This window comes from Xanthomonas sp. D-36-1 (assembly GCF_017746155.1).
Taxonomy (GTDB): Bacteria; Pseudomonadota; Gammaproteobacteria; order Xanthomonadales; family Xanthomonadaceae; genus Xanthomonas; species Xanthomonas cissicola.
Genome location: NZ_JAGHWR010000010.1, coordinates 1 through 13,419, shown reverse-complemented (window position 1 = coordinate 13,419; position 13,419 = coordinate 1). Strand labels below are relative to the sequence as shown.

The following is a 13,419-nucleotide window of genomic DNA, read 5'->3' as shown; positions in this document are numbered from 1 at the left end:
CTTGCACAAGCGCAGGCAAGACATGGCACGCGCTCGATGCCGGGCTGTTGCGCGCCATCGAAGAGCGCACATCGGCAATCGGAAGCATTTGAGCTGGCGCGGGATGGCTTCTGCCTTCTGTGCGACCACCGCGAGCTAGCGGCGGTCTGCTCTTCTGCGAAGCAGACTGCCCTCCAACGCGATGCACGGCAATGGACACAAAAAAAGTGGCCGCAACACAGGTCGCGACCACCTCTGCCTGCCCCGTTGCTTACTTGCCGGCGCGGCGTGCGTACTTGCTCAGGATCGCCATCTGCGGTTTGTCGCTGCCGTCCTTGCCCGGCTGCACGGTGAAGGGGTAGTCCGGCTTCCACCAGGAACCCGCCGCCCACCAGGTCCAGCCCAGCCACACGTCGCTGTTCTTTTCCATGTAGGTCAGCATGCCTTCCAGCGCCTTGTCGCAGACCGGATTGTTGGCCGTGGCGAATTCGCCCAGAAAGCCTTTCTGCTTGTTCTCGCGCAGCCACGAGGTGAAGCCCTGCAGCTTTTCCTGGCCTACCGAATCGCTGGTGCATACCGGCTTGGTGCCGCTGTAGTCTTTATCCAGGTATTGATGCGCCTCGAAGGCCAGGTTGTTGCCCGGGTCCTTGAGGATTTCCAGCGCCTTTGCGTTGGAGACGCCGTAGCTGGTGCTGCGCCAGCTGTGTGCACCGGTGTAGGCGGTGCCCGGCACCAGGATCAGATTCTTCGCGCCGGTCTTGCGGATCGCGTTGATCGCTCCCTGCGCGGCATTGGCCCAGTCGGGTGCGGAAATGCCATTGGGCTCGTTCATCAGCCCGAAGATCACCGCCTTGTCGTCCTTGAACTCCAGCGCCAGCCGGCGCCACAGATCGGCCAACGCGCTGGCCGGCACATCGCTGGTACCGATGCGCTTGCCGCTGTACGTGGCGTAGTTGTGCAGATCCAGGATCAGGTACTGCTTGTTGGCCTTTGCTGCCTCGAGCGACTTCTTGATCAGCCCCAATTGGGCCTGGTCCAGCTGACCATTGAGTTCGGGCTGCACGCGTTCCCACAGGAACGGCAAGCGGATCGTATTCATGCCCTTGCCGGCGAAATAGCTGAAGTCCGAGGCGGCAGGATAGGTGTAGTCCTTGAACAAGGTGCCGGGTTTCTTGCGCGAGTTGAACTCGGCACCGGACAGATTGACGCCAACATACTTCAGGCCGGCGCTTTCCTTCTTCGGCCCGGCGGGCTCCTTGGCCTGGACCAACGGAATGGCAGCAATCAGGGTCAACGCGAGCGCAGCAGTGCGCAAGCGGGACAAGTGCGGGGGGGTGCGGAACATGGAAGCCTCCTTCGGCATCGACGTGGGCGGCCGCGGTGGGAGGGCACGGCCAGCAGAGATGGTGCGCGGCGATCAGCTGCTGCGTGAGCCTAGGGGCTCGCACGTTAGCGCGCCATTCACGCGCATCGCGCGGATTTGATCGTGCACGAACACCTGCAGGGCGCATCATGCCGCTGCGGTAGCGTTCGCAAGAGGGCAGGCAAGACGGACTGTCGCACGAGTGCGACATCTGCCTGTTTTAAGCTACCAGTCCTTCCTTTTTGTCGTTGGCGCTCCTTGCCGATGACGCAACGCCCCGGAGCTTTCCCCATGAGCACAGCCCACGCCTACGCTGCCCAGGCCGCCGATCAACCACTTGCCCCATTCGTGTTCGAACGCCGTGCGCCCGGCCCCAACGACGTGCAGATCGACATCGCCTACTGCGGCGTGTGTCACTCGGACCTGCATACCGCACGCAACGAATGGCACAACACGCTGTACCCCTCGGTGCCCGGCCACGAAATCGTCGGCCGCGTCACGGCGGTGGGCAATGCGGTCACCGGCTTCAAGGTCGGCGACCTGGCCGGTGTTGGCTGCATGGTCGATAGCTGCCGCAGCTGCGCCTCCTGCCAGGAAGGCGAAGAACAGTATTGCGAAGCCGGCTTCACCGGTACCTACAACGGGCCGATGTTCGGCGGCGGCGAGAACACCTACGGCGGCTATTCGGACCATATCGTGGTCGACCAGAAGTACGTGCTGCGCATCACCCACAGCGACAACCTGGCCGCGGTGGCACCGCTGCTGTGCGCCGGCATCACCACCTATTCCCCGCTGGCGCACTGGAAGGTGGGTCCGGGCCAGAAGGTAGGCGTGGTCGGTCTGGGTGGCCTGGGCCACATGGCGGTGAAGATCGCCAAGGCGATGGGCGCCACCGTGGTGCTGTTCACCACCTCCGAAAGCAAGCGCGCCGATGCGCTGCGCCTGGGCGCCAGCGAAGTGGTGATCTCCAAGGACGAAGCGCAGATGGCCGCGCAGTACAACACCCTGGACTTCATCCTCAACACGGTGGCCGCACCGCACAACCTGGACCCGTTCCTCAACGCGCTCAAGCGCGATGGCGCCATGGTGCTGGTCGGCGTGCCGGAGCAGTCGCACCCGTCGCCGGCGGTGTTCAACCTGATCATGAAGCGCCGCACCCTGGCAGGCTCGCTGATCGGCGGCATTCGCCAGACCCAGGAAATGCTGGATTTCTGCGCCAAGCACAACATCGTCTCGGACATCGAAACCATCCGCGCCGACCAGATCAACGCCGCCTACGAGCGCATGCTCAAGAGCGACGTGAAGTACCGCTTCGTGATCGATATGGCGACCTTGGATAAGGCGGCCTGATTCGTTATTGCTTCAGGCTGTAGTGCTGCCGCTTGCGCCGTTATTGGGCGCAAGCGGTCAAGCTTATGTCGATCGCGAAGAAGATTCGGTTTTGTGAGGCTCACGCCGCGGCAGGCCGCGACATCAATGAATTATTTTGCGCCACCTTGAATATCTCAGCTAGCTGCTTCTTTTACGAGTGCTGCTGCAAGATCGCTAGGAGTTTGCGAGAGTGCTGCACGAGTCATGAGGTCGTTTGGTGAAAGCGCAAATCGTCCGTAGTGCTCAAACAGCAGTCCGAACAAGATGGGATTCTGTTGGGAGTGGATGCCCACATCCATGAGCGACTGCGCGGCTCCAAGCAGGTGTGCCCTTAGACTGCTTGGAGCAACGACAGAAACACCTGTCCGGTGGTCCAGAACATGTATTGCGCCAGCGCCAAACAAATCAAGCGTCACCATCAGACTTCAGTCACCCTGCGCGATCGGATAGGGCACAAAAAACCTAACAACAACGTCTTCCACTGCCCCCGACGGCAATTTAAATTGCAAATTGCGCTCTGCGAATATCGGATTCATGACGTGGATTCGAGTCTGCGGCTTAGCATTCCCTACGCCGCAGCCGGCTCCTTGACCTGCGCTTTGACCCCCAGCAATTGCACGATGCTGCCCGCCGCGTCGCGGCCTTCGGCCACTGCAGTCACCACCAGGTCGGCACCGCGCACGCAGTCGCCGCCGGCGAACAGGCGCGGGTTGGTGGTCTGGTAGGGCAGGCGGCCGTTGCCGTCGGCCGGGGCGACGATGCGGCCGTTGCTGCCGGCTTCCACGCCTTGTGAGGCCAACCAGTCGGGCAGGGTGGGCGAGAAGCCGAAGGCGATGATCACCACGTCCGCTTCCAGCAGCGATTCGCTACCTTCCACCGGTACTGCGTTGCGGCGGCCGCTGGCATCGGGCTCGCCTAATTTGGTTTCCACCACGGTCACGCCGATGGCTTCGTCGTCGGCGCCGGATTCGATCGACAGCGGCTGACGATTGAACAAAAAACGCACGCCTTCTTCGCGGGCGTTGGCGACCTCGCGTGCGGAGCCGGGCATGCTGGCTTCGTCGCGGCGATAGGCGCAGGTGACCTTGGCCGCGCCCAGGCGAATGGCGCTGCGCACGCAGTCCATGCCGGTGTCGCCGCCGCCCAGCACCACCACGCGCTTGCCGGTGAGGTCGGGCAGGGCGAGCTGGTCTTCCCAGCCGGCGATCGGCCGGCCGTGCGGGTCGTTGCCGCTGACGATGCGGCTGTTCTGCACCAGGAACGGCAGCGCCGGCAGCACGTTCTTCAGGTCCTGCCCGGGCAGGCCGCCGTCGGTGTAGCGATAGGCGCCGGTGCCGAGGAAGACGGCGTCGTACTCGGCCAACAGTTGTTCGATGCTGATGTCCTTGCCGATCTCCACGCCCAGGCGGAACTGCACGCCCATGCCTTCAAGGATCTCGCGGCGCTTGCCGATCACCGACTTGTCCAGCTTGAAGCTGGGGATGCCGAACTGCAGCAGGCCGCCGATCTGCTCGTAGCGGTCGTACACCACCGCTTCGATACCGGCGCGCGCCAGCCGGTCGGCGCAGGCCAGGCCGGCCGGGCCGGCGCCGATCACCGCCACGCGGTGGCCGCTGGGCTGCACGTTGCCCAGGTCCGGACGCCAGCCCATCTTGAAGGCGGTGTCGACGATGTACTTCTCCACCGCACCGATGGTGACCGCGCCGAATTCTTCCAGCGTGCAGCTGCCTTCGCACAGGCGGTCCTGCGGACACACGCGTCCGCACACTTCCGGCAGCGGGTTGGTGGAATGGCACAGCGCGGCGGCTTCTTCGATGCGGTTTTCCTGCACCAGCTGCAGCCACTGCGGAATGGCGTTGTGCACCGGGCATTTCCAGCTGCAATACGGATTACCGCAGTCCAGGCAACGGCCGGCCTGGTATTGCGCGTCGGCCTTGTCGAACCTGCCGTACAACTCGCCCCAGTCGCCGGACGTGCGCAGTTCCACCGGAATGCGCGTGGGCATGGTCCGTGGCAGGTCGAGGAATTGGAAGGCTTGTTTGCGGCTCATAGGCGCTGGGAATCGAGAATGGGGAATGGAGAATCGGAAAAGCGGGTCGCGACGAACGGGAAGAGGGTCGGGGAACCGGTTTTACAATTCCCGATTCCCCATTCTCGATTCCCGGCGGCGGCTACGCCGCCCGCCTGAGCGACTCCGTCAGCGACTCGATGCTGGCGGCCTTGGGTTTGACCAGCCAGAACTTGCCGATGTAGTCGCGGAATTCGTCCAGGATCTGCTGCGCCCAGATGCTGCCGGTGAGTTCGCGGTGGCGGCTGATCAAGGTGTGCAGGTGCTGGCGATGGTTCTCGAAACCTTCGGCCGAGACGCGGTGGATGTCGATCAACTCGTGGTTGTAGCGGTCCACGAAGTCGCGCTCGATATCCAGCACGTAGGCCAGCCCGCCGGTGAAGCCGGCGCCGAAGTTCAGGCCGACCTTGCCCAGCACCAGCACCACCCCGTCGGTCATGTATTCGCAGCAGTGGTCGCCGGCGCCTTCCACCACCGCCAGTGCGCCGGAGTTGCGCACCGCAAAGCGCTCGCCGGCGCGGCCGGCGGCGAACAGCTCGCCGCCGGTGGCGCCATACAGGCAGGTGTTGCCGACGATCGGCGTGTTGCGTGCCTCGAAGCGCGCGCCGCGTGGCGGACGCACCACCAGGCGGCCGCCGGCCATGCCCTTGCCGACGTAGTCGTTGGCTTCGCCTTCCAACTCCAGCTGCAGGCCACCGGCGTTGAACGCGCCGAAGCTCTGCCCGGCGGTGCCGCGGAAGCGCAGATTCAACGGCGCATCGCTCATGCCGTGGTTGCCGTGCGCGCGTGCGATGGCGCCGGACAGGCGCGCGCCGATCGAGCGGTCGGTGTTGTGGATCAGGAAGCGATGGTCGCCGCCGCGCTTGTTGGCGATCGCATCGGCGAGCAGGCCGTCCATCTGCGTGGCCAGGCTGTCGGGCGATTCGTACAGGCGTTGGGCCGCGCAGTGACTGCCGTCGTACTGCGCATGCGTGAGCAGGCGCGACAGGTCGACCTTGACGCCCGGGCGCGGCGAGACGTCCAGCTGTTCCAGCAGGTCGGTGCGGCCGACGATCTCGTCCAGCGAGCGCACACCCAGATACGACAGCCACTGGCGCACTTCTTCGGCCAGCAGGCGGAAGAAGTGTTCCACCCGTTCCGGCAGGCCGGTGAAATAGCCGGCGCGCAGGCGCTCGTCCTGGGTGGCCACGCCGGTGGCGCAGTTGTTGAGGTGGCAGATGCGCAGGTATTTGCAGCCCAGCACGATCATCGGCGCGGTGCCGAAGCCGAAGCTGTCGGCACCGAGCAGCGCGGCCTTGACCACGTCCAGGCCGGTCTTCAGGCCGCCATCGGTCTGCAGGATGGTGCGCTCGCGCAGGTCGTTGGCAACCAGCGCCTGGTGCGACTCGGCCACGCCCAGTTCCCACGGCACGCCGGCATAGCGGATCGAACTGACCGGGCTGGCACCGGTGCCGCCGTCATGGCCGGACACGGTGATCAGATCGGCGCCAGCCTTGACCACGCCGGCGGCAATCGTGCCGACGCCGGCATGTGCCACCAGCTTCACCGACACCAGCGCGGTCGGGTTGACTTGCTTGAGGTCGTAGATCAGCTGGGCCAGGTCTTCGATCGAATAGATGTCGTGATGCGGTGGCGGGCTGATCAGGCCGATGCCGGGCTTGGCGTAGCGCAGCCGGGCAATCAGCTCGTTGACCTTGTGGCCGGGCAGCTGACCGCCTTCGCCGGGCTTGGCACCCTGGGCGACCTTGATCTGCAGCACTTCGGCGTTGACCAGATATTCGGGAGTGACACCGAAGCGGCCGGAGGCCACCTGCTTGATCTTGGAGCGCTTCTCGGTGCCGTAGCGGGCCGGATCCTCGCCGCCTTCGCCGGAATTGCTGCGCCCGCCCAGGCGGTTCATCGCGATCGCCAGCGCTTCGTGCGCTTCCGGCGACAACGCGCCCAGGCTGATGGCGGCGCTGTCGAACCGTCGCAGCACGTCCTCGGCCGGTGCCACGTCATCCAGCGGAGTGGGGGTGTCGGCGCGCTTGAGCTGCACCAGGTCGCGCAGCGTGGAGGCCGGGCGCGCATGCACCGCGTCCACGTACTTCTGCCAGTCGCCGGCATCGCCGGTACGGGTGGCACGCTGCAGCGTCATGACCACGTCGGGGTTGTACATGTGGTACTCGCCGCCGTGCACGTACTTGAGCAGGCCGCCCACCTCCGGCTTGAGTTGGTCGTTCCAGGCACGCACGGTCAGCTCGCGCGCCTCGGTGTCCAGCCGCGCCAGGTCCACGCCGCCGATGCGCGCCGGGGTGTCGGCAAAGCACAGGTCCACCACGTCCGGGTCCAGCCCGACGATCTCGAACAGCTGCGCGCCGCGGTAGCTGGCGATGGTGCAGATGCCCATCTTGGAGATGATCTTGGACAGGCCCTTGTAGATGCCCTTGCGGTAGCGGCGGCCGATCTGCGACTGCTCGCCGCCCTTGCTCAGCTGCAGGATGCCGCGCCGGCCCAGGTCGAACAGGGTCTGGTAGGCCAGGTACGGATACACCGCGGTGGCGCCGACGCCGAGCAGGCAGGCCATGTGGTGCGGGTCGCGCGCGGTGCCGGTCTCGATGATCAGGTTGACGTCGCAGCGCAGGCCCACCTTGCACAGGTGGTGATGCACCGCGCCGGTGGCCAGCAGCGCATGCGCCATCGGCCGGTCCGGCACCGGGTAGCGGTCGGACAGCAGCAGCATCACCGCACCGGCGCGCGCTGCGGCTTCCACCTCCTGGCAGATGCGCTCCAACCCGGCCTTGAGGCCTTCTTCCAGGCTATAGGACAGGTCGATCAGGCGGTTGCGCTCGACGTACTGCTCCATCTTCAGCAGCTGGCGCAGTTTGCGCTGGCTGAGCACCGGCGAATTGAGGATGACGTGGTTCACCGTCTCCGCACCGGCGTGGAAGATGTTGGTCTCCTTGCCAAGCTGTGTGGTGAGCGACATCGCGATGCCTTCGCGCAGCGGGTCGATCGGCGGGTTGGTGACCTGCGCGAACGCCTGGCGGAAGTAGTCGTACAACGGCCGGGTCTGACGGCTGAGCACCGCCATCGGGGTGTCGTCGCCCATCGAGCCGGTGGCTTCCTGCTCGGTTTCGGCCAGCGGGCGCAGCACCTGTTCCACTTCCTCGGTGCTGAGCTGGAACAGCTTGTGATAGCTGCGCAGGGTCTGCTCGCTGAAGGGCTCCTCCACCAGCGAGGGGTCGATCAATTCGGTCTGCAGATAGGTCACGCCCTGCTGCAGCCATTGCTTGTACGGGGCGCGCGCACGGTTGATGCGGTCGATGGCGTCCGAGTCCAGCAGGTCGCCGCGCTTGAGGTCGATCGCCATCATTTCGCCGGGGCCGAGCTTGCCCTTGCGGGTGATGCGCTCGGCCGGCAGCTCCCACACGCCGGCTTCGGAGGCCACCAGGAAATGGCGGTCGGAGGTCAGCATCCAGCGCGCCGGGCGCAGGCCGTTGCGGTCGAGCATGCACGCCGCATAGCGGCTGTCGCAGGCCACGATACCGGCCGGGCCGTCCCACGGTTCGGTGTTGAGGCCGTAGAACTCGTAGAACGCGGCCAGATCGGCGTCCTTGAACTCCAGCGACTGGGTGGCCGGCGGCACCAGGATGCGCAGCGCCTGCAGCAGGTCCATGCCGCCGGCGATCAGCAGCTCCAGCATGTTGTCCAGGCTCTGCGAATCGGAGCCGTGCATGGAGATCACCGGATCGAACTGCGCGATGTCGAAGCGCGGTGTCTGCCATACCTTGCTGCGCGCCTGCGCCCAGCGCCGGTTGCCTTCGATGGTGTTGATTTCCCCGTTGTGCGCGAGCAGCCGGAACGGATGCGCCAGCGGCCAGCGCGGCAGCGTGTTGGTGGAAAAACGCTGGTGGAAGACAATTGCGCTGGATGAGAGGTCGCTGCGCTGCAGGTCCGGGTAGAACGTGCTCAGCTTGTCCGGCAGCACCATGCCCTTGTAGCTGATGCCGTTGGGCGAGAGGGTGGTGACGTAGAAATTTTCGACCGCATGCAGCGCCTGCTCGGCGCGCCGGCGCGCCAGGAACAGCGCCAGGGTGAAGCCGTCTTCGGTCTGTTCGGCACCGGCATCGACAAAGACCTGTTCGATACGCGGCAAGGTATCGCGTGCCAGCTGGCCGCACACGCTGTCATCGGTGGGCACCACGCGCCAGCCGCGCAAGTGCACGCCGGCGCTGTGCAGCTGCGCTTCCAGTTCGGCCCGACATCGCGCGGCATCGGCTTCGTCCAGCGGCAGGAACACCACCCCGGCTGCGTAGCGCGTGCCCAGGGCGATGCCGGCATCACGCGCCAGCCCGCGCAAGAACGCATCGGGTTTGCGAATCAGCAGGCCGCAGCCATCGCCGGTGAGCCCGTCGGCGGCGACACCGCCGCGGTGGGTCATGCGCGAGAGCGCCGCAATCGCGGTATCCACCAGCGCGCGGGAAGGTTGGTCGTCCAACTGGGCGACCATGCCAAAACCACAGGCATCGCGCTCATCGCGCATGCTGTTGTAGAGACCGTCGTCGTTGAGCCCTTGGCGAGTGCGGGGGGCCATGTCTGCCTCTTTGCGATCTTAGGAGAGCGGCGACGACGTTGCAGCGCTCGATCCGTGGAGCGTTCGAAGAGGTCACCGGATGATCGACTAGACCACAGTTGATGCGGTGCCGCAATACACCGTTACAGCTGCAACGAGAACCATTGCAATCCCTTGTGCCAGCAGGCTTGGCGCCGGTCTTGCGACAGGCGCCAACGCCGTCTCAGCCGCAGCGCACCGAGCTGATCACGTTCTTGGCGTCCACTTCCAGATTGAGCCGTTCGCCATTGAATTCCATGGTGGTCATCTGGCCGGGTTTGAGCACACGCACCGACTTGGCGCCGGCGTCGCTGCGTGCCTGTTCGCCCACCGCATCGGTCAACGGCTGGCCCACCAGCGATTGCACCTGGGTGGCATCGCAGCTGCCGATCGGCGGCGCTTCCGGCGCCGCATCCGGTGCGGGCGCAGCGGCTTGTTCGGCCGCGTGCTGGGCATTGGCGGTGACGGCTTCCTGCTCATCGGGTTGCGGTTTGTTGCAGGCAGTCAATGCAGTCAGCACAACCAGGGTGCAAGCCAGGCGGGCAATAGGCAGAACAGCGCGCATCGATGACTCCAGCAAAGGGGGACGCGCAAGCATAAGCACAAAGTCACGCGACGGGCATGGCTTGCGCACACGGCGTTGTCGCTGCGTTGACGCAGCCTAGTCCTGCTGCACCTAACAATCGCGGCCAGTCCTTCGACCTGTGCGCAATGAAAGCCAAACGTGTTCTTCGCAATGCCACAGTGGCCGCCAGTACGGTCGGCAAGCTCGCGGCGGTCGCCACCGGCGCGGCGGTCGCCACGGCCGCCGTTGCAAGCGCGGCAGCGGTGGCGCAGGCCAAGGCGACCGCGCGTGCGGCCGGGCTGACCTATGTCAACGATCAACAGCCCGGCATCAGCCGCCGCAAGGCCGGCAAGAGCTTCAGTTACCGCGATGCCGACGGGCAACGCATTGCCGATGCCGAGACCTTGCAGCGCATCCGTTCGCTGGCGATTCCGCCGGCCTATACCGAAGTGTGGATCTGCGCCAAGCCCAATGGCCATCTGCAGGCCACCGGGCGCGATGCGCGGCGGCGCAAGCAATACCGCTACCACGCCGACTGGGCGCAGGTACGCGGCGAGGGCAAGTTCGAACGCGTGATCGCCTTCGGTACCGCGCTGCCCAAACTGCGGCGGCGGTTGCGTCGCGATCTGCTGCTGTCGGGATTTCCACGCGAAAAGGTGCTGGCGATCGTGGTGGCGTTGCTGGCCGACACCCTGGTGCGCGTCGGCAATGCCGAATACGCACGCAGCAATCGCTCGTACGGACTGACCACCCTGCGCAACCGGCATATGGAATTTCTGAAAGGCGGCCGCGCGCGGCTGAAGTTCCGCGGCAAGAGCGGCCAGGACCACGATATCGAAGTGGACGACAAGCAGCTGGTCAAACTGATCCGGCAATGCCAGCAGCTGCCGGGGCAATCGCTGTTCCAGTACCGCGACGACGATGGCCAGTTGCAGCCGGTGGATTCGGGTGAGGTCAACGACTATCTACGCGAGGCGATGGGCGAAGACTTCACCGCCAAGGATTTCCGCACCTGGGGCGGCACCTTGGCTGCACTGCAGCGGCTGGCACGCCTGCCATTGCCCGAGCGCAGCAGCGAACGCGCGCTGAAGCAGGTGCAGAACGATGTCATCCGTGAGGTGGCCGATGCCTTGGGCAACACGCCCTCGGTGTGTCGCAAGGCCTACATCGACCCATGCGTCTTCGAAGGCTGGCGTGCGGGCCAGCTGCAGGCCATGGCCACCGGTGTGCGTGGCGAGCGCCAGTGGGAGGCGGCCACGCTGAAGTTCTTGAGCGCTTCGCGTAGCAAGCTCAAGACACAGGCGAAGTCTGTGGCAAGGCGCAAGTCGGCGTAAGCGCCCGAGGCTGACACGCCACGGCATTCGCCACAGCCAAGGGGTCGGCGTGCGCGGGCATCACGTACCGCGCGCACGCCAGTTCCTGCGCGTCGCTCATGTCCGCCTGGCGACGATCAGCGACGCGGTGTCAACCACTCCAGGTGGCCGTCTCGGGACGCAGACAGCAGCGCGTGCCGTACCGAATCCCGAATGTCGATTCCCCAACCCGAATCTTCAGCCGCAATAGATTGCAGTGATGCTGTTGTTCGGGCCGGTTTCGATGGTGAGCTGATCGCCGCCGCTTTCGCTGGCGCCCTGGGCCGGGTCGGCCAGGCCGCTGGCGGTGGTGCCGCCGGTTGCGCGCTCGCCGCGACGGACGATGACCGTCTGGCTGTCGCTATCCACGCGCGCACGTTCGATGGTCTGCGCGGCTGCCGCCAGACCCACCGCACCACGCACCTTGTCGCTATGGCACTGGCCGGAGATGGCGCCGTCGATGGGCTGTATCTGCGCGACCTGGTTGGAGGCACAGGCCGACAACAACGCAGCGGCAGCGAGTGGGGCGAGGATACAGATCATCGGGAATCTCCAGGGCAAGAATGCCGCAAGCGTGAAGCTGGCGTTGTCGGGATGGCATGAAGATGCTGCGCCACGCCGTGCGAGAGACAAGCGTCACCTGGTTTGTCGCGTGCCGCCAGCCGGTTCCCCATGGATCGACGATGGGGCACATCGGCGCCGGCTTCTGTGCGGCCTATCCAGGGACGCACTGGAGGTGGTGGCCGAGGACCGCACGGTCGATCTGATGGAAGAGCGGTTCGATGTCGCCATCCGCATCAACCCAGGCCCGGACAGCCGCCTGGTCGGGCGTTGCTTTGCCAAGGAGAGCTTGCACGGGCCATGGCCCTGGCAGCGGCAGACAGACGCTGTTGATAACAGTAGAAGGCGAGAGCAACTCCCGCGTCGCGCCAACGTTGCTGGCGCCAAGATGCGCCAGACGTAAAAACTGTTTTGGAGGACTAAGTGAGAGTCGCGCCCAATGGATGTGGGAAAAGCTGAGAACGAGTAAACCAGCACCGGATAGGAAATCTTCAGGCAAAAGAAAGGCCCCCAAAGGGGCCTCCTGAAGCGCTGATGGCTGCAAGCCCTGTCTACCGCAGGCTTCGACTCCCCTGAAGAGAGCGCCAGTGAATTGAGGACTTCTCCGCTTGACGCAAATCTCGGGCAGTCTTATTGACATCGGAAATTAGGGCCTGGAGATCTTCCTTGGCACGCGCCTTGATGCGTGCAACCTGTGCTAGCAGCTTGGATGTGCCCGTCTTCCTGACTGCTTGGGCCAAGTCGAACTTGTCATTTCTATGGGCGTATGTCTCATGCGGGTCCATAGCCCTAAGAAGCAGAGAGGAACATCGCTCAACATCTTGCTCGACGCATACGTTTGATCGGACTCCTGGCATGCGTCCCGTATGGAGGAGGACTTTGGCTCCACGAAGCGACGCAATGGTGCGAGGAGGGAGCTTCAGGCGTCCTTCCACATCAAAGTCGACTGCATCGTTGCCAGAGCGATCTTCGAGGTCTGGCACAAAGACCATCTGCTCTCTATCCCTGGTTGGAGAGTGCGTAACAGCCGCATGGCGCGTCTTTAGAAAAGAGACTGCGGCTTCTTCATCCATGCCGCGACTACTTGCAAACGAACTAAGCATGGCCCAGTCATCATTCAGTTGCGGGTCGTTAACGGCGAGGCTGACACGCCTGTGGTCAGCGAATTTGGATCCGAAATCGATCAACGCACGAATAAAAAAGCGGAATTCGCTAGCCCTGTCAGGGAGCTTGCGTCGAAGGAAGTGAGTCCAGCGTGCTAGGACGTCAGAAAAGACCTTCAGCGGGTCCAGTGCTTCCATGAACCGTCCGTACCTAGGGAAGGTCTGATCAACTCACCGCAGATGCGCGACACTATCGCCTTATGTAGAGGATTCATCCATGCAGCTGACGTTCGGTGACGCTGAGGGCTTGGGCAAGCGTAAGCAGACCCGGCGCGAGATCTTTCTTGCCGAGATGGAGCAGGTTGTTCCGTGGCAGCAACTGCTTGCCCTGATCGCGCCGCACTATCCAGTGTCGGGGCGGCCAGGTCGGCAGCCGTACGCACTGGCGACGATGTTGCGGATT

At 64.6% G+C, this 13,419-nt stretch carries 9 protein-coding genes and 2 pseudogenes; 4 read left to right on the top strand and 7 right to left on the bottom strand.

Annotation, left to right across the window (positions count from 1 at the left end):
* Positions 1-250: 250 nt before the first annotated feature.
* A complete protein-coding gene (locus J7367_RS03445) occupies positions 251-1,324 on the bottom strand; it encodes a glycoside hydrolase family 5 protein (RefSeq protein WP_057661735.1) in 1,074 nt (357 codons plus the stop codon).
* A 309-nt stretch (positions 1,325-1,633) separates the two neighbouring features.
* Here J7367_RS03445 and J7367_RS03440 point away from each other — a divergent pair, with 309 nt between their 5' ends.
* A complete protein-coding gene (locus tag J7367_RS03440) occupies positions 1,634-2,692 on the top strand; it encodes an NAD(P)-dependent alcohol dehydrogenase (RefSeq protein WP_022557795.1) in 1,059 nt (352 codons plus the stop codon).
* Positions 2,693-2,847: 155 nt separating this feature from the next.
* On the opposite strand, the gene J7367_RS03435 is transcribed toward J7367_RS03440, so the two are convergent.
* From J7367_RS03435 to J7367_RS03420, 4 genes are all read right to left on the bottom strand, one after another.
* The gene (locus J7367_RS03435) at positions 2,848-3,132 is read right to left on the bottom strand and encodes a hypothetical protein (protein ID WP_139792787.1); all 285 of its coding nucleotides are present in this window, start codon (positions 3,130-3,132) and stop codon (positions 2,848-2,850) included.
* A 149-nt stretch (positions 3,133-3,281) separates the two neighbouring features.
* Entirely contained in the window at positions 3,282-4,763 is a 1,482-nt protein-coding gene (locus J7367_RS03430; protein ID WP_022557797.1) for an FAD-dependent oxidoreductase, read from the bottom strand.
* 121 nt (positions 4,764-4,884) lie between these two features.
* Positions 4,885-9,357, bottom strand: coding sequence for a glutamate synthase large subunit (gltB, locus tag J7367_RS03425; RefSeq protein ID WP_007964894.1), 4,473 nt, complete (start codon positions 9,355-9,357; stop codon positions 4,885-4,887).
* 202 nt (positions 9,358-9,559) lie between these two features.
* The gene (locus J7367_RS03420) at positions 9,560-9,940 is read right to left on the bottom strand and encodes an I78 family peptidase inhibitor (RefSeq protein WP_022557799.1); all 381 of its coding nucleotides are present in this window, start codon (positions 9,938-9,940) and stop codon (positions 9,560-9,562) included.
* A gap of 56 nt (positions 9,941-9,996) precedes the next feature.
* Here J7367_RS03420 and J7367_RS03415 point away from each other — a divergent pair, with 56 nt between their 5' ends.
* A complete protein-coding gene (locus J7367_RS03415) occupies positions 9,997-11,274 on the top strand; it encodes a DNA topoisomerase IB (protein ID WP_007973056.1) in 1,278 nt (425 codons plus the stop codon).
* Positions 11,275-11,490: 216 nt separating this feature from the next.
* Here J7367_RS03415 and J7367_RS03410 read toward each other — a convergent pair whose 3' ends face one another.
* Complete coding sequence (locus J7367_RS03410; RefSeq protein ID WP_057661733.1) at positions 11,491-11,835, bottom strand: hypothetical protein; 345 nt, start codon at positions 11,833-11,835, stop codon at positions 11,491-11,493.
* A 140-nt stretch (positions 11,836-11,975) separates the two neighbouring features.
* Here J7367_RS03410 and J7367_RS03405 point away from each other — a divergent pair.
* Positions 11,976-12,145, top strand: a pseudogene (locus tag J7367_RS03405) (LysR substrate-binding domain-containing protein); the annotation flags it as partial.
* A gap of 259 nt (positions 12,146-12,404) precedes the next feature.
* On the opposite strand, the gene J7367_RS03400 reads toward J7367_RS03405, so the two are convergent.
* Positions 12,405-13,154 carry a hypothetical protein gene (locus J7367_RS03400; protein ID WP_139792785.1) on the bottom strand — a complete coding sequence of 250 codons (750 nt, stop codon included), beginning with the start codon at positions 13,152-13,154 and terminating at the stop codon, positions 12,405-12,407.
* Between the two features lie 79 nt (positions 13,155-13,233).
* Here J7367_RS03400 and J7367_RS03395 point away from each other — a divergent pair.
* Positions 13,234-13,419: pseudogene (locus tag J7367_RS03395) on the top strand (IS5/IS1182 family transposase); the annotation flags it as partial.

Excerpts from the sequence above, each read along its gene's own strand:
- J7367_RS03445 (WP_057661735.1), bottom strand. The coding sequence starts at position 1,324 with ATGTTCCGCACCCCCCCGCACTTGTCCCGCTTGCGCACTGCTGCGCTC.
- J7367_RS03440 (WP_022557795.1), top strand. The coding sequence starts at position 1,634 with ATGAGCACAGCCCACGCCTACGCTGCCCAGGCCGCCGATCAACCACTT.
- J7367_RS03435 (WP_139792787.1), bottom strand. The coding sequence starts at position 3,132 with ATGGTGACGCTTGATTTGTTTGGCGCTGGCGCAATACATGTTCTGGAC.
- J7367_RS03430 (WP_022557797.1), bottom strand. The coding sequence starts at position 4,763 with ATGAGCCGCAAACAAGCCTTCCAATTCCTCGACCTGCCACGGACCATG.
- gltB (WP_007964894.1), bottom strand. The coding sequence starts at position 9,357 with ATGGCCCCCCGCACTCGCCAAGGGCTCAACGACGACGGTCTCTACAAC.
- J7367_RS03420 (WP_022557799.1), bottom strand. The coding sequence starts at position 9,940 with ATGCGCGCTGTTCTGCCTATTGCCCGCCTGGCTTGCACCCTGGTTGTG.
- J7367_RS03415 (WP_007973056.1), top strand. The coding sequence starts at position 9,997 with ATGGCTTGCGCACACGGCGTTGTCGCTGCGTTGACGCAGCCTAGTCCT.
- J7367_RS03410 (WP_057661733.1), bottom strand. The coding sequence starts at position 11,835 with ATGATCTGTATCCTCGCCCCACTCGCTGCCGCTGCGTTGTTGTCGGCC.
- J7367_RS03400 (WP_139792785.1), bottom strand. The coding sequence starts at position 13,154 with ATGGAAGCACTGGACCCGCTGAAGGTCTTTTCTGACGTCCTAGCACGC.